We start from the raw sequence: 15,301 nt of genomic DNA on the forward strand, positions 1-15,301 counted from the left end.
TATGGATCATCACGATGAAAAGTTTGCTCCTGAAACCGTCGATGAGCAGATTGAGTTGCACCTGCAACAGCTACCTATAGCCTCGCATACCTCACTAGATACGCGGATGCTCAAGGATTTGCAGCAAATAGCTGAGCAGGATGTCCAGCGGATCGCGCAGGTGAGAGCGCGTCTTGCCAGATATGCTGTGGAGAATGGAGAGAAGCGTAAGCCTATAGACCTTCGAGAATATCAAGCGGAAACGGCTCCCCCCCTTCATTCAGGTTCTCAGCCTCGCACACGAAAAGCGCCGGGAGCCAGGCGCCGCCTGGTGACAGTTTTAACTGGCCTGGTAGCCGTGCTGCTCCTCGTGAGCATGCTCACAGTTTTCGCGCGCATCAAACCACAGCAGGAGCAGACCCATCCGAAGATTCAGCAGCAGACGTCAACGGTCGTTGCGAAGCCGGTCTTGCATGGGAGTAACGCCTTTCTCCTGGATGCGGATAAGGGTACAGTTCTGGTAGATGTGAATGGTCATACACGTGTGTCAGCGGCTCATTTCGCTAAATATATGGTCGCCATAACCGCGCTTGAGAATGCCGACCCCAATCAAATGATCACCATAGACCAGGCGAGCCTGGACGCGGTACCAAAGGGATTAAGCACGGCTCAGCTAGTCGCTGGTGACCAGATCCCACTGCAATTTCTGCTTTATGGACTACTCCTTCCGTCAGGTAATGATGCCGCAGGTGTGATTGCACGCGCAGTGGGAGGCAATTCGCAAAACTTTGTCGCCATGATGAACGAAGAGGCACACCAGTTGCAGCTCAACGACACTCATTTTAGCAGTCCCTATGCCATTAGCAGCGCAGACAACTACACCAGCGCCGCCGATCTGGCGAGTATGATGCGCTATGGTCTGCAGCTGGAAATTTTTAGCGAAGATATCACTGGGACAATTTGGACACTGCAAGCGTCAGCATATAATCATGCCTATGTCTGGGGGAATGCCAATCCACCACTCGGAAGCGAGCCAGGCGTTGAGTCTGGACATGATAAGGAAATTGGTTATCATGCCATTTTCACGCCCCAAAGCAATGGACATTTACTCATTGGGGTCGAGCTTAACGCGCCATCGCCTGAGGCGCTGAACGCGGATGTCTCAACGATACTTCACTCCGTTAAACCCTGACAGGTGTATCCAGTATATTGTAGGGTCCATGCTGGCATGGACTAAACGCCTATACCCTGGCGTTGGGCAGATTGCTACGCTCGCAGTCCATGCCAGCATGGACCCTACAAGAAGATGTGCTACCTGGCCCTCTTGCATGAGCGGGGGCGTTCCCTGGGAAGTGAGGGTAGGTTGTGCCGCCGTGCCCCCGAATGGGGGTTTTACAAGCACTACCTGATCTGTGAGGAGATATTATGTATAAGAAGCGTTTAACATATGCATTTTATATGCTATTGATAAGCATGCTACTCAGCCTTTTGAGCGCTTGTGCAAACAACATTAGCCTTGGTCGGCCTCAACCACAAAATGGACCTATTCAGTTTTATGACATTCACAACCTGCTTATCTGCCAGTTGCATGGCCAGAATTCGCAGCTTGATTGCCTGCAACATAAAGACCTGTCGCCAGCGTATTTTATCGACACTGCGGTCAGTGAGTTGGCCAGCGATCTACATGTAGATGTGGACCATTTGCCTACGACCGCGCTGCATGTCGCGACCACACTGGACCTTGCACTGGAACAGCAGACATACCAGAAGGCACGCCAGTATATCGCGACGATGGCTGTTACTCTCAACATGCATAATGCCTCGGTCGTTGCCCTCGATCCACATAGTGGCGGCATCCGTGTGCTGATTGGCAACATGGATGCGAGCTATGGGGGAAGCCAGGCTAATTTGACAACTCAACCATTTATGGCAGGTTGGGCCTTTAAACCTCTTATCTACGCGACCGCCTTTGAGCAGGGCATCAGCCCGGGTGAGGTGGTGTATGATGGTCCCTTTTCTGTAACTGGTGGAAGCACAAATGGTAGCACTTATACCCCTTATAACTACGACCAAAAATTTCATGGGTTTATGTCATATCGAACCGCCTTGCAGACCGGGCTGAACATTCCGCCGCTCAAACTGTCTGTCAGACTTGGGCTTCAAACAGTAAGCAAGAAAGTGCAGGCGTTAGGGATAAAAAACGTGGGGAAACCTTATTATTCCTGGGCCGTGGGAGCGGTTTCGCTGAACTTACTGGATGAAACATCAGCTTACGCTACAATGGCTAATAGCGGTATGCGCATGGATCCACACTCTATTGTAAAAGTTACCTCCTCTGATAACCACGTTCTCTACCAAGAGTCCACACGGGGAACGCGTGCCTTAAGCCCTGAAGCGGCTTTTATGATTACGGATGTCCTGAGTGGTACAGCCAAGCAGGCTTCGTTTTTTGCTTCATGCAGTCCCTTTGAACTGTATTCTACAAGTCACTCACAATGTCAGACTGGTAATCCCGGCGCTGTGCGACCTGCCGCCGTGATGGGTGGCCTGTCCGCAAACTTTCAGGATACTTCGGCTATTGGCTATACTCCCGATCTGGTTGTCGGTGCCTGGACCGGCAATAGCAATCATTCACTGATGATGCCTGGGATTACAGGATTGGATGGGGCTGCGCAGATCTGGCATGATACAATGCTGCTGGCGGAGGGCAATACCCCTGTGAAGGCTTTCCCCGCTCCACCTGCCGATGTTGTGAAAAAGACGGTCAACTATCCCACGCTGACGACCACTGACTGGTACCAGACTCACTAGCTAGCGAAATCACCAAACTGTAGGGTCCAAGCAGGCTTGGACTCCGAGGTCCGCAGGCCGATACCCTGGCGCTGGAAGATCGCTTCGCTCGGAGTCCAAGCCTGCTTGGACCCTACAGGCCCACGGGTTGTGCAACGAGGTGCTATGATAGGGTACGTTAATTGGCGTGAGTGGTTGCCTTCTCCTTTTGCCCTCGATAGTGGTGATGCGTGCTTAATACATCGTGTTTCTCTGTTGTATGCTGCTCATTCAGATGAAAAAGAGCATGTTACCTTTCACAGGGATAATCGTCTTCACTCTGATAAGCATCTTGGTACGCAGCTTCCGAATTGGCGTCAGCAGACAGTTTTCGCTACAGTACTCGCTCGACCTTCTAGTACTCAGATTGGAAATGTGGGGAGTGCAGAGGGGCGTCAGCCCCTCTGCGTCTCAATTCCATGCCGCCGCAGGCGGCATGAAACCTTTTCCATGAAGATTGACAGAACACTAATGAGATTGGCAAGGAAGACAGAGGAGGGAGAAAGAATGAGCAGAGTGGGGTAAACGAAGGAAAAGAGAAACATGGAAGAATTGCATTTGAATCACCTGCCTGAACTGCCTCAGCAGAAAACCATCAGAGAAGTTGCAACGGCTCTCTGGCAGCAGAAGGAGGTGATCGCACTCTGGCTCGGTGGCAGTTTAGTACGCGGAACGGGGGATGTCTTTAGCGACATTGACTTTCGTATCGCTGTTGCTCCCTGCCATCTCGCTCGCTGGGAAGCACCATTATTTGAGCAGATATTTGAGCATACCTCTATCGTGGGGCAGCAATTTCTCCGTTTTGACGATGACGATTTTTTACATCACCTACTCCTCTCCAACGGAGAACTCTTCGATTTTTGCATTCAGAGCACTGAGCGTGAATTGATGCCAGAGCCGCGACAGATTTTAGGCTGTCGCAGCGATCTCTTTGCCAGTAGACTTCTGCAAAACCAGAGAGCATCGACCGGTATGGAGTCTCACCCACCTAGCCCAGAGATACTCAGTCGCCTCCTCATTGATTTCTGGATCAATACCCATAAGCATTGCAAAGTCTTGTATCGTGACCTCGACCTTCTGTGTATACGACGCATTCAACACGAACGAGATCTCCTCTTGAGGTTCTGGTATATTCACAGTAGTGGGAGGGATTACAGTACAGCACGACAGACAATGCATAGCCTGACAGAGGTGGTATGCACAGTACGTGCCAAAGTCCCGCATGCACTTCGTATCCTTGGCGCTCCCATGAGGGATCACCAAGAACTCATTCAGGTAATTGAGATGAATCGTAAAGTGGTCGCCGAGCTTGGACGCCAATTGGCTCAGCAGTATGGCTTTGAGTATCCTTCCACCCTCGAAGCGACAGTGCTGCGAAGCTGGCAGGATTTTGTAGAATCGCCATGTGTTTTTGATGAGAAGGGGATATTGAGGAACAGTTGAGGGAAACGGACGCGTAGGCCAATCAGACCTCTTCTGCGCCCTGAGCATGGAACTCCTTTGCGGTTGCCAGGCCAATACCACTAGCACCGCCAGTAATCAGGGCAACTTTTCCAGCTAAACGAGTCATGGCTTTTCTCTTAATTTTTGGCTTTTTGGCGAGGCGGTAATTTTTTCTTGGTCCGAGCGTTAATATATATAGATGTGTCTATTTTATACTGGCTGGTTGATATGAGATAGGTAGTTCGCTAGGAGCAGGCTTTATGTGCCAGCCAGTAAACACAGCGTCGCGGGCGCTAAAAAAGTATATGTATGAAGGAAAACGGATGAAACGTATTGCGCGGCATCTCGCGGCCTATTACTTGATCTACATCGCCTGTATTATACATCTGCTGTTCTATATCTCTGTGAGCAAGACAGGCTGGTTCAATCTCTTTTTCAGCGGGGCTGCGCTGCATGAGGGGGCCAAGGGTATAGACTTCTACCAGGTCCCGCGTGGAGCCTGGGCCTTCTGGCATGGCGGTTCGCTGACGGGCGAGCCGCTCTGGAATGGTTCGCAGTATGCGAAGGCGGAGTTCTCACAGAATAATGTCTATCACCCATTCTTTACCATTATTGTTGGTACCTTTCTGATGCAGTTTGATCCCGCCTCTGCGCCCTATATCTGGCTCTGGAGTAAGCTGGTCATTACGGTACTGGTCACAGGCTATTTCATCTGGAGTTTTCGTGAGAGTAAGCACCTGGGCTTTGCCGTCTTGATGCTGCTCGCCAACTTTAGCGTCTACCTGGAGCTGGCGGCCTGGCAGTTCCATTTTGTGCTCAATGTCTTTCTCTTGCTCTTCCTGATCAATCTCGTAAAGAATAGAGACGTGGTCTGGCGTGGTATTTGGTACTGGCTGAGTCTGATTGTGAAGCCAATTGGCTTCCTCTTTATTCCATTTTTGTTTGCGAAGGGGAGATGGCGCACCATCGTGGTTGGCGCTCTCTGCTTTGGCCTGACAACCTGGATCTTATCTGGCATTGGAGGCTATTATATCGATAACCTCAAGGCGACGCTCTTTGGCCCAGGGGGCGCGGGACCTAACCAGATCATCACCTTGAATGCCCTGCTGCGGCATACCTCATTTACGCACTGGCCTGACATTGTCTATAAAATTATCCAGTATAGTATGCTGGTTATAACTATTTTCTGGGCCGCGTTTCGTCGTGTGCATAGGAGCAAAGTTATCTGCCTGGTGATAGTCTATTATCTCTTCTTCTACGAGATGACCTTTGAATATCACTGGAGCACGCTGGCCTATGTACTTCCCATTTGCGTCGTCTGCTGCCCCGAGTTCCAGACGCGCTGGGCGAAGGCCTGCATGCTCCTGGTCTGCCTGCCAGGCTGTTTTGCGCTCCTCAACGTCCTGCACATCGATGTTACCAACCAGGGCTACTGGGGGCTTATCCCAGGCGAGCGGGCCTGGCAGTTCATGGTTCTCAGCAAGCTCATCCCGGTCTTCCTGCTCTGCGTCTGTGTGCTGATTCCCGACATCAAGCCCATCTTCCGCCAGACGCGTGCCTTCTGGTCTGCCGTGCGCCGCGTCAACGAGCACCTCCAGGTCTTCGGCGCCGCAGAGGACGAAGAGGAAGAGGAGGCGAAGGAGATCCACCTCGCGTTATAGATTATGTTAAACTAGGGCGGAGGTAAACTTAAAAATGCAGAAACCCTGGCTAATCATCGTCAATGGTCCACCTGGAGCGGGCAAGACCACGTTGGCAAAGCGACTGGCGACCGATCTAAATTTTCCTGTCATTCATCGCGATGAGGTGGCGGAGAAAATATTTGACGCGCTGGACAGCCAGACTCATGGTCGCCCGCCTATGATTGGACCGGCCAGCTTTCAAATGATGTACTATTTCGCAGGCCAGGTCCTGGCGGCAGGCCAGCCCTTGATTATAGAAGGCTTTTTCCGCCATGCAGAGCTAGCGACCAGCGAGTTTTTACAACTGAAGCAAGAGCACGATTTTGCCCCCTTGCAGATTCAATGTAAAGCGGATGGGAATGTGCTACGCGAGCGTTTTCTAGCTCGCATTGGTACGCCGGAGCGGCATCCCTATCATCGCGATGTAGCCTTTGCCGAAAACAACCGGGGCATATTCATGCAGAGGCGCCTGGCCGACATCGCCCTTGGCGGCCCCGTGATCGACCTCGACACCACCAATGTGCGCGACTACGATTATGAGGGCTTGCTCCAGAGCATCCGTGCAGAAATGGCAACCACGCGATGAGAGCTATTTGATGTATAGCCTCCAGAAGCGTCTCTCTCTTTATGAATAGCTGTGGTAACAAGGGAGAGGCGTTTTCTGTAAAGGAGTCTTACATATGCAGGCATCCTCGTCTATAACAAATGATTCCCTCCTTCTTGGCTCTCAATACGAGTTAGGTAATCTGAGAGCTACTTATAAGCCGTCAACCTCATGTTTAATCATTATGCTTGCAATACTGGTGACTATGGGCGTCCTGGCGACGTTTTTTGGCATAGCTTTTGTCTTCATGGCGAATAGCCTGTTCCCGCTGATCGCGACAGTTGTCGGGCTACTTTTCATTATTTTTCCCGGTGTAGGTATTGTTCAGGCTTATCGTAATCGTGTATTGCGCGTCTTTGTCTACGATGCGGGCCTGCTCTACCTAGGACGCCTATCTACCCAGGCCGTACGTTGGCAGAGTATCCAGGCCGTCTGGCATAACGTGATTGTGAAGACCCATACATCGACCGATGGCGAGGGGCATACGAGTACAACAACAACATATAACCATGTCTATGTCCTGGCCTTAACTGACGGGTCGACGCTTAAGCTTGATGAGACCTTTGCTAAACTGCGTGAACTCGGCAAGACAATCGAAGTCGAGACAGCCCGTCTTATCTTCCCCACGGCATTGAGCACATATCAGACCTATCAGACAGTTCAATTCGGTCCGGTATCTCTCACTCCCCAGGCTTTCTATCTGAGAAATGATATGTTGTCCTGGAGCGAACTGAAAAGCATCAACATCGACGAAAGCCATGGCAACATCGTTATTAAAAAGCATGGGAAGCTCTTTCGCTGGGCTTCTGTCAGTTTAGGTGACGTGCCAAACATCGAGGTGTTCAGGATGCTTGTACAGCATATTACTGGTATCAGGCCATGAGAATGTGCAATGATAAAGTGGCACAACGCTGCTGAAGCACGCGTCAACCGAGAGTACGAGATTAATTTTTTTACGCCCCGCTGTCACATTCAAAGAAAAGGTGGTATTGTAGCATGACTTCGTTTACTGATTCATCAATCGCCGTGGTTCGTCCAGAGGAGGCAGAGCGCATCCTACCCGGGCTGGTAGCACTGTTGCAAGATGCTGTGGACTCGGGCGCCTCCGTGGGCTTTATCCCACCCTTGGGTGAGGACGAGGCGCACCAGTACTGGCAGGGAGTCTTCCGCAATGTAGAGCATGGTACGCATATTCTGCTTGTGGCGCGTGAGGATGGGCATGTTGTTGGTAGTGTGCAGCTGGAACTGGCAATGAAGGCCAACGCTCTGCACCGAGCCGAGGTGCAGAAGCTCTTCGTCTTGCAGAGTCAGCGCCGTCGCGGCACGGGGCGCGCCCTTATGCAGGCAATCGAGCAGGTGGCACGCGAGCATAAGCGTACCCTGCTCGTGCTGGATACCCGTGAGGGCGATGTCGCCGAGAAGCTCTATCGCAAAATTGGCTATCAAGAAGTCGGCGTTATTCCCTCCTATGCCCTGAACGCGAACGGCGAACTGGATGGCACCATTATCTTCTACAAAGCACTCCTGCTCGAATAAGGCTTGAAATTTTAAGGGCAGAATAAAGGGTCAGGTTATCTGGAAGCCCTGCTTCCAGATAACCTGACCCTTTATTCTGCCCTTGACTTTTAGCTTCCAAAGATATACGCTATGACCAGATAAGCATGGTGACTAATTTTGATGATTTGGTCATGGAATAAAAGAGGAGATAGAGATTGCCGAGCTTAGATGAGAGGGAGCAGGAGAGAGGCGAGGAACGCTCACGACGCCAGGCGCGTGCTGATCGTATTCTGGATGCCGCGAAGGAACTGTTACAACGCTGGGGATACAAAAAGACGACAATTGACGATATCGCGAAACAGGCCAATGTGGCGAAGGGAACAATCTATCTGCACTGGAAGACACGTGAAGTCCTCTTTGAGGCGCTGCTGGTACGCGAGTGGCTATCCGTCCTCGCGGATCTCCGGAAGCGGCTTGCGAACGATCCTACTGGGGTGATGCTCAGCTCACTGACCAGGAACCTGGTTTTGATTGCCGTCGACAATTCATTGTTTCGGGCCGTGCTGCTACGTGATACTGAGACACTGGGCGACTTGATCCACTCCGGCGCGGGACAAAATCTCGTACAGATCCGCCTGGGAACATCTATGCCATACCTGGAACTGTTACACGCTAATGGCCTGTTGCGCAGCGACATCGATATGGAGACGCAGATTAAGATGATCTCGGCTATCAATATTGGTTTCTTTGTCGCAGACAGGTTCTTGCCACCTGGTTCTCGCCTGGCCCCTGAAGAGCTAGCGGAGGCGCTCGCGCTAACGCTGCATCGCACCTTTGAGCCCGAAGGACCGCCCGCTCCCGAGGCCCTTGATAAGGCAATGCACATCTTTAATCAATTACTGGACCAATTTGCCAACGCCATCGCACGCCAATATAAGGAGATAGAATAGTCATGACAATAGCGATTGAAGTCGCTGGCCTGGTCAAAGCGTTTGGCCAGACGCGCGCGCTGAATGGACTTAATTTGTCCGTGCGTGCCGGTGAGGTGCATGGCTTCCTGGGTCCCAACGGAGCCGGAAAAACTACGACCTTGCGTATACTGCTCGGTCTGTTACGTGCCAATGCTGGCTCTGTTCGGCTGCTTGATGGAGACCCGTGGGAGGATGCTATCAAGCTGCACCGCCGCCTTGCCTATGTTCCCGGCGATGTCACTCTGTGGCCCAACTTCTCTGGTGGCGAGGTGATTGACTTGCTTGGTCGTTTGCGAGGCAGCCTTAACCCGCAACGTCGTGCGGAACTATTGGAGCGATTTGAGCTTGATCCAAGGAAAAAGGCTCGTACCTACTCGAAAGGGAATCGGCAGAAGGTTGCCCTGGTCGCGGCGCTGGCTTCCGATGTGGAGCTTCTCATTTTGGATGAACCAACCTCCGGTCTCGACCCGCTCATGGAAGCTGTGTTCCGTGATTGCATCGCGGAGGAGCGCCGGAAAGGGCGTACCGTCTTGCTCTCCAGTCACATTCTCGACGAGGTGGAAGCCCTCTGCGACCGGGTTAGCATCATTCGCAATGGTCGAACGGTGGAGAGTGGGACGCTGGCCGAACTACGCCACCTCACACGCACCTCGCTCAGGGCTGAGCTGGCAAAGGTGCCATCCGGGCTGGCCGAGTTGCCCGGCGTGCATGGCTTGCGGGTCGAGGGGAGCCAGGTGCGCTGCGAGGTAGATACTGCTGAGCTGAACAGTGTGCTGCACTACCTTACGTCGCTTGGTCTGCGAAGCCTGGTAAGCCAGCCACCGACTTTGGAGGAATTGTTCTTGAGGCATTACCAGACGCAGGAATCGGCGGACAATGGTTCGCGTAGCAGGTCCGTGGAGATATCCAAATGAATACCCTTGTTGGCACCGGCTCGCTGATCCGCTTGATCTTGCGGCGGGACCGGCTCATACTACTCATCTGGATCGTGACGTTGGCAGCACTCACTATTGGCGTCGCGGCAGCCTTACCCAAAACGTATCCCACCTTTGAGGCACGCCAGGCATTTGCCAATGAGACGACAAACAATCCAACGGAGATCATAATGATCGGACCCGTATTCGACCCATCCATTGGTGGCCTTACAGCGTGGCGAACACGAGGATGGGGCTTACTCGGATTAGGCCTGGCAAGCCTGCTCACAGTCATTCGCCATACCCGCACAGAAGAGGAATCAGGCAGAAGTGAATTGTTGGGTTCGACTGTGGTGGGTCGGCATGCAGCGTTATCGGCCAGCCTGATCGTGACATTTGCCGCTAACCTGGTAGTGTTCGCTCTTATCGCTGGCGGATTGATTGGCCTGGGTCTCCCAGCCTCAGGATCTATTGCGCTCGGCCTATCGTTTGCCGCCGCCGGGTGGATTTTCGCCGCACTTGGAGGCGTAGCCGCTCAGTTGACGACAAGCGCTGGAACCGCCAGGGGCATCACGGGCGCCTTTCTGGCTCTGCTCTATGTATTGCGCGCCTTGGGTGATGTGCGCGGAGCCTCCTGGTTGGTATGGGTGTCGCCGTTCAGTTGGGCTGAAAATGCTCATCCCTTCGCTCACGAATCATGGGGTTTCTTCGTACCTATGCTTGGCCTTGCCATCATACTTATTGCTGTGGCCTATACACTTGCCTCACGACGCGACCTTGGCGCTGGCTTGCTGCCATCACGGCTCGCCTCTGCGACGGCCTCACCAGGCTTGCGTAACGCACCTGCTTTAGCCTGGCGACTACACCGGGGGACGCTGCTTATCTGGGTTATCGCCTTTGCCGGGTTTGGTGCGGCTCTAGGTGGTGTCGCTCAGAGTGCGACAGAGCAGTTGAACGCCAGTAGCCAGCTTAACGCGCTGATTGCCAATGTAGGCACTAACGCGCGCCCGGTCGATGGCTTCTTCGCCTTGATCATCTATCTCCTGACCCAGGCTCTCTCAGTGTACGCGATCCAGACCACGCTCCGGCTGCGCTCTGAGGAGACGGCAACGCATGCTGATCTTGTCCTGGCGACCCCAGTTAGTCGTGTACAGTGGGTAACCAGTCATCTGCTTCTGGCGTTTGCTGGTCCAGCGGTTGTATTGGGCGCGCTTGGCCTGGCGATGGGCCTTGTATATGGATTGAGCACGGGCGATGTAGTTTATGAGCTCCTGCGCCTCTTGCTTGCTACGCTTGTACGGCTGCCCTCAATCTGGGTGCTAGTCGGGATTACGATGGCGTTATACGGCTTCTGGCCTCGTGTGGCCGGATACTTAAGCTGGATTGTACTGGCGGGTTTCCTGGTCCTGGAACTACTTGTTGAGCTGCATCTAGCAAACTCACCCATATTGATCATCTCACCGTTTGTCTACGCCTCCCGTCTGCCAGCAGCGCAACTGAGCATCGCGCCCCTCGTGGGTCTGGTCTGTGTAGCCGCGATACTCACCCTCACCGGGTTGCTCGGCTTCCAGCGCCGGGATGTTGGCTAAACGGCCCTGTGCGTCGGGCAGCCTATTTTCTGTCTAGGACTTTACTGATCTGTTTGACGATGCCGGGTCCTTCGTAGATAAAGCTGGTATAGATCTGGATCAGGCTGGCGCCCGCGTCAAACATGCGTTTGGCGTCGTCTGGACCGAAGATGCCGCCGACCCCGATGACAGGAATTCGTCCGTCTAGCGTTTTACAGAGGTAGCGCACGATCTCCAGGGAGCGTGTGTGCAGGGGGCGCCCGCTCAGCCCGCCAGCCTCGCTGGTGCTGCGCGTCAGGCCCTCGCGTGAGAGCGTGGTGTTGGTGGCGATGATGCCCCGAATGCCACGCGCCAGGCAGACTTCAATGACGTCATCGATCTGCTCTTGGGTGAGATCGGGCGCGATCTTGACCAGGACTGGCTTGGGCGTTGTGACCTTCTCTGAGGCGATGCTCTGTGTTTCCTGGACGACGGCGTGGAGCAAGCGATCCAGTGGCTCTTTATCCTGAAGCTTGCGCAGGCCGGGTGTGTTGGGTGAACTGACGTTGACGGTGAAGAAGTTGGAGAAGTCGTGTAGCTTGTGAAGGGAGTAGAGATAGTCTTCGATGGCCTCTTCTTGAGGCGTAACCTTAGATTTGCCGATGCTCCAGCCAATGGGAATCGAGGGGCGAGGAAGTCGGGAGAGGCGTTGCGCAATGGCGTCGGCTCCATCATTGGGAAAACCCATACGGTTGATGAGTGCGTCGTTCTCTGAGAAGCGGAAGATGCGTGGCCGCTCATTGCCGGGCTGGGCATAACGCGTTACAGTGCCGGCCTCGATAAAGCCAAAGCCCATTGCAGCCAGCCCCGGAAGCGCAATCCCATTCTTGTCAAAGCCGCCCGCCAGGCCAATCGGGTTGGGAAAGTGTACGCCAAAGACATCGCGTGCCAGGCTGGGTGAGTTGTACGCGTTGGCTACCTCGATAGTCTTGAGCAGGGCTGGATAGTGAGAGATCCAGGCCAGGCGATTCATCAACCAGTGGTGCGCGTCCTCGGGGTCACCAGCGGATAAGCGATACATAACAGGGCGAATAAGGGCTTTATATAGCATGGGCTCCTATCTCTCCAAACTCATCAAGCAATAGAACAGCGTTTCAAGTATAATGGTAATTCAAGAAATGGGCAATAGGAGGTGAGTGTATGGGTTCTGTTTGCTAGCCGGAGGCCAGCAAACAGAACCCATACACTTGACTCAGGTATAGAAGGAGAGAGATGGATATGTTGATTCGTCATGGGCTTGTGGCCTCGACATATGCGCCAACGCGGCTCGATATTCGTGTGCAGAATGAAAGTATTGTCCAGATTGCGCCCGAACTTACGCCTGAGCCGGGCGAGGACGTGATTGACGCCGAAGGCCTGCTTGTTCTGCCCGGTTTTATTGATACGCATGTGCATTTTCGCGATCCCGGCGCGACTCACAAAGAGGATTTTTATACGGGAACGCTGGCCGCGCTGGCGGGTGGCGTGACAACTATTCTGGATATGCCCAATACCCAACCGCCAACCGATAGTCTGCCGCATCTGACCGAGAAGGCAGCTATTGCCGGCACCAAGGCCGTGGTCGATTATGGTTTCTACCTGGGCGCGACCGATACCAATATTGAAGAGGCCGCCACCATCGCGCGCGAGGTCGCGGCCATGAAGCTCTACATGGGTTCCTCCACTGGCTCGCTGCTGGTGACCGAGTTTTCTCCCATCTACCGCCATTTCTCGACCTTTCCCCTGGAGAAACCCATTGTCGTCCATGCAGAGGATGAGCAATCGCTCAAGTATTTTGGTGCGCTGGGTCTCCAAGACCATAACCAGGCGCGTCCCCCTGTCAGTGCGCAGATTGCTTTGAGCCGAGCCATCGCCATCGCCGAGAAGACCGGGCGGCGTCTCCACGTTGCGCATACCACGACCCAGCGTGAGATGGAACTGATTCACGAGGCCAAGCAGAAGGGGGTACGCGTCACCTGCGAGGTCACACCCCTGCACCTCTTCTTAAACGAGGAGGACCAGCATCGCCTGGGCAACTTTGGCAAGGTCAACCCTCCCTTGAGAAGCAAAAGCGATCAGGCGGCGCTCTGGCGCTACTTCAATATCATCGATACTATTGGTACCGATCACGCTCCCCATACCCGTGAAGAGAAGGAGCAGCCGTACAGCAAGGCACCATCGGGTATGACGGGTGTGCAGACTATGCTCCCCCTGCTGCTCAATGCCGTAAGCCAGGGTAAAGTCAGCCTGGAGGCCGTGATCGAGCGTTGTGTCGTCAACCCGGCGGAGATCTTTGGTCTCAAGACCAAGGGCGCGTTACAGGTGGGGAAGGATGCCGATATCGTCCTGGTCAATCCCGAGGAGGAGTACGTTATTAGCAACGAGCAGATCCTCTCGCGCTGTGGCTGGACTCCCTTCGCTGGAACGCGTATCAAAGGCAAGGTCCAGCGCGTCTTCGTGCGTGGCACCCTGGCCTATGACCAGGGGAGAGTGCTTGCCCAGCCCGGCAGCGGCAAACCAGTGGCTTATCAGGGATAGAAGGGGGAGTGCTACTTGCGTACGCACCTACTGCAAAATGTAGGTGCGTACGCAAGTAGCACGCTTAATACCTACTATATAGGTAAGGGAGCTGTGGCGGGAACATGGCACGCATGCGCGCTTGTAGTTCGGGCGAGGGATCGCCCCATTCGCGTAGGGCGAAGGTCTCGGGATCGTGTGTGCCATAGACCAGGGCGGTGAGGCCCTGGATGGTGAGCTGGCAGTCAGCCAGAGTGGTGATGCTGACTTGCAGTGTGCCATCCAGGCACGCGAAATGGTAGGTGTCGTTGTTCCAGGGGCAGATGGGATCGCTGATATGGGCACTAAACTCTCCTCCTCCACAACGCATTCCGCCGATGTCTGCCACCGTGATGATGCGTCCCATGGGGGCCTCTTCTGCCTGGATCGTAGGGCGCAGGTCAGGGAGCCAGGTCTCGGGAAGCTCGCCAGGTGGCAGGTGAAGTTTGACATACTTCACCTGGTCGATATGGCGAGCGAACCAGGCGAGCAGCAGATACTTGCCGGGGCTATCGTCGTAGAAGAAACAGGGAACCTCCATCTCCCTGTCCTCCTCTTCGCCTATAATCGTGTAGAGCATCATCGCGTGTGGCTCGCCATTGATGATTGCGGTTGCTTGCCAGGAGGTATGTCCATAGCTCTTTGCAGAGGGATCGAGGGCCATGCCGTGTGTTTGCTGGTGCTGATGAGCCAGATAAGCTTTTTGCGTGCCGAATCCATCGCTATCTGAGGTGAGCTCTACATGTCCCTTGAGCTCTTTGCGCAGGAGTGGCGCGAAGGCCTCAGCGGGGATGCGTACCGTGCGTGGTTGGGGGAATGTCGTATAGCCAAGACGGTCGTAGAAAGACTCCCGGAAAGGATAGAGATTAGAGAAGGGAATGCCCGCCTCGTGCATATGGCGCATAAGCTCACTGAGTATCTGTCGTGAGTATCCGGAGCGTCTTGCCGCTGGATGGGTCGCCACACCCCACACAGCAGCGTTCGGGTAGAGCTCGCTGCGCACGTTCTGCATCATAGTGGAGTAGGCCGCACAGGCAAGAGGCTTTTCATCACTGAAGAGACCCAGGATCGTAGCGCTTTTCATATAATCAGGGTTTGACCATTCCTCTAGCGAAGGAAGAGGTGGTGTGGCTCTGAAGGCGTAGCTCATAAGGTCGCGAGAAACAGTGAAGCACTCATCCCCGGTGAGCTGGCTGATAGTGATCTGGCTCAAGGGCTGTCTCCTTTATCGCTTATAGCT

Annotated in this window: 13 protein-coding genes and 1 pseudogene; 11 read left to right on the forward strand and 3 right to left on the reverse strand. The window is 53.9% G+C overall.

The window, feature by feature from the left end:
- The first annotated feature begins 1 nt into the window (after window position 1).
- The 3 genes from JMJ04_RS28410 to JMJ04_RS28420 all read left to right on the forward strand — a co-directional run bounded on the left by JMJ04_RS28410 (window position 2) and on the right by JMJ04_RS28420 (window position 4,251).
- On the forward strand, window positions 2–1,171 hold the full coding sequence (locus tag JMJ04_RS28410) for a D-alanyl-D-alanine carboxypeptidase family protein (protein WP_201373780.1): 1,170 nt from the start codon (window positions 2–4) through the stop codon (window positions 1,169–1,171).
- A gap of 233 nt (window positions 1,172–1,404) precedes the next feature.
- Window positions 1,405–2,790 carry a transglycosylase domain-containing protein gene (locus tag JMJ04_RS28415; protein ID WP_201373781.1) on the forward strand — a complete coding sequence of 462 codons (1,386 nt, stop codon included), beginning with the start codon at window positions 1,405–1,407 and terminating at the stop codon, window positions 2,788–2,790.
- Between the two features lie 561 nt (window positions 2,791–3,351).
- Complete coding sequence (locus JMJ04_RS28420; protein ID WP_201373782.1) at window positions 3,352–4,251, forward strand: nucleotidyltransferase domain-containing protein; 900 nt, start codon at window positions 3,352–3,354, stop codon at window positions 4,249–4,251.
- Between the two features lie 34 nt (window positions 4,252–4,285).
- Here JMJ04_RS28420 and JMJ04_RS28425 read toward each other — a convergent pair.
- Window positions 4,286–4,378: pseudogene (locus tag JMJ04_RS28425) on the reverse strand (SDR family NAD(P)-dependent oxidoreductase); the annotation flags it as partial.
- 196 nt (window positions 4,379–4,574) lie between these two features.
- Here JMJ04_RS28425 and JMJ04_RS28430 point away from each other — a divergent pair.
- From JMJ04_RS28430 to JMJ04_RS28460, 7 genes are all read left to right on the forward strand, one after another.
- On the forward strand, window positions 4,575–5,912 hold the full coding sequence (locus tag JMJ04_RS28430; protein WP_201373784.1) for a glycosyltransferase 87 family protein: 1,338 nt from the start codon (window positions 4,575–4,577) through the stop codon (window positions 5,910–5,912).
- 34 nt (window positions 5,913–5,946) lie between these two features.
- A complete protein-coding gene (locus JMJ04_RS28435) occupies window positions 5,947–6,519 on the forward strand; it encodes a P-loop nucleotide/nucleoside kinase family protein (protein WP_201373785.1) in 573 nt (190 codons plus the stop codon).
- Window positions 6,520–6,613: 94 nt separating this feature from the next.
- Window positions 6,614–7,420 (forward strand): DUF6585 family protein, encoded by an 807-nt coding sequence (locus JMJ04_RS28440; protein WP_201373786.1) that lies wholly within the window; start codon window positions 6,614–6,616, stop codon window positions 7,418–7,420.
- 113 nt (window positions 7,421–7,533) lie between these two features.
- Window positions 7,534–8,073 carry a GNAT family N-acetyltransferase gene (locus tag JMJ04_RS28445; RefSeq protein ID WP_201373787.1) on the forward strand — a complete coding sequence of 180 codons (540 nt, stop codon included), beginning with the start codon at window positions 7,534–7,536 and terminating at the stop codon, window positions 8,071–8,073.
- 176 nt (window positions 8,074–8,249) lie between these two features.
- A complete protein-coding gene (locus tag JMJ04_RS28450) occupies window positions 8,250–8,984 on the forward strand; it encodes a TetR/AcrR family transcriptional regulator (RefSeq protein WP_201373788.1) in 735 nt (244 codons plus the stop codon).
- 2 nt (window positions 8,985–8,986) lie between these two features.
- Entirely contained in the window at window positions 8,987–9,919 is a 933-nt protein-coding gene (locus JMJ04_RS28455) for an ABC transporter ATP-binding protein (RefSeq protein ID WP_201373789.1), read from the forward strand.
- Entirely contained in the window at window positions 9,916–11,508 is a 1,593-nt protein-coding gene (locus tag JMJ04_RS28460) for an ABC transporter permease (RefSeq protein ID WP_201373790.1), read from the forward strand. The genes JMJ04_RS28455 and JMJ04_RS28460 overlap by 4 nt, the downstream gene beginning before the upstream one ends.
- A gap of 22 nt (window positions 11,509–11,530) precedes the next feature.
- Here JMJ04_RS28460 and JMJ04_RS28465 read toward each other — a convergent pair whose 3' ends face one another.
- On the reverse strand, window positions 11,531–12,577 hold the full coding sequence (locus JMJ04_RS28465; protein WP_201373791.1) for a quinone-dependent dihydroorotate dehydrogenase: 1,047 nt from the start codon (window positions 12,575–12,577) through the stop codon (window positions 11,531–11,533).
- 167 nt (window positions 12,578–12,744) lie between these two features.
- On the opposite strand from JMJ04_RS28465, the gene JMJ04_RS28470 reads away from it, so the two are divergent.
- On the forward strand, window positions 12,745–14,043 hold the full coding sequence (locus JMJ04_RS28470; protein ID WP_201373792.1) for a dihydroorotase: 1,299 nt from the start codon (window positions 12,745–12,747) through the stop codon (window positions 14,041–14,043).
- A 64-nt stretch (window positions 14,044–14,107) separates the two neighbouring features.
- Here the strand turns inward: JMJ04_RS28470 and JMJ04_RS28475 are convergent, their stop codons facing one another.
- Window positions 14,108–15,274, reverse strand: coding sequence for a GNAT family N-acetyltransferase (locus JMJ04_RS28475; RefSeq protein WP_201373793.1), 1,167 nt, complete (start codon window positions 15,272–15,274; stop codon window positions 14,108–14,110).
- Window positions 15,275–15,301 lie beyond the last annotated feature (27 nt).

This window comes from Ktedonobacter robiniae (genome assembly GCF_016587375.1).
Taxonomy (GTDB): Bacteria; Chloroflexota; Ktedonobacteria; order Ktedonobacterales; family Ktedonobacteraceae; genus Ktedonobacter; species Ktedonobacter robiniae.

Bases quoted from the DNA above. Each gene is read 5' to 3' on its own strand.
- JMJ04_RS28410 (WP_201373780.1), top strand. From the start codon at position 2: ATGGATCATCACGATGAAAAGTTTGCTCCTGAAACCGTCGATGAGCAG.
- JMJ04_RS28415 (WP_201373781.1), top strand. From the start codon at position 1,405: ATGTATAAGAAGCGTTTAACATATGCATTTTATATGCTATTGATAAGC.
- JMJ04_RS28420 (WP_201373782.1), top strand. From the start codon at position 3,352: ATGGAAGAATTGCATTTGAATCACCTGCCTGAACTGCCTCAGCAGAAA.
- JMJ04_RS28430 (WP_201373784.1), top strand. From the start codon at position 4,575: ATGAAACGTATTGCGCGGCATCTCGCGGCCTATTACTTGATCTACATC.
- JMJ04_RS28435 (WP_201373785.1), top strand. From the start codon at position 5,947: ATGCAGAAACCCTGGCTAATCATCGTCAATGGTCCACCTGGAGCGGGC.
- JMJ04_RS28440 (WP_201373786.1), top strand. From the start codon at position 6,614: ATGCAGGCATCCTCGTCTATAACAAATGATTCCCTCCTTCTTGGCTCT.
- JMJ04_RS28445 (WP_201373787.1), top strand. From the start codon at position 7,534: ATGACTTCGTTTACTGATTCATCAATCGCCGTGGTTCGTCCAGAGGAG.
- JMJ04_RS28455 (WP_201373789.1), top strand. From the start codon at position 8,987: ATGACAATAGCGATTGAAGTCGCTGGCCTGGTCAAAGCGTTTGGCCAG.
- JMJ04_RS28460 (WP_201373790.1), top strand. From the start codon at position 9,916: ATGAATACCCTTGTTGGCACCGGCTCGCTGATCCGCTTGATCTTGCGG.
- JMJ04_RS28465 (WP_201373791.1), bottom strand. From the start codon at position 12,577: ATGCTATATAAAGCCCTTATTCGCCCTGTTATGTATCGCTTATCCGCT.
- JMJ04_RS28470 (WP_201373792.1), top strand. From the start codon at position 12,745: ATGTTGATTCGTCATGGGCTTGTGGCCTCGACATATGCGCCAACGCGG.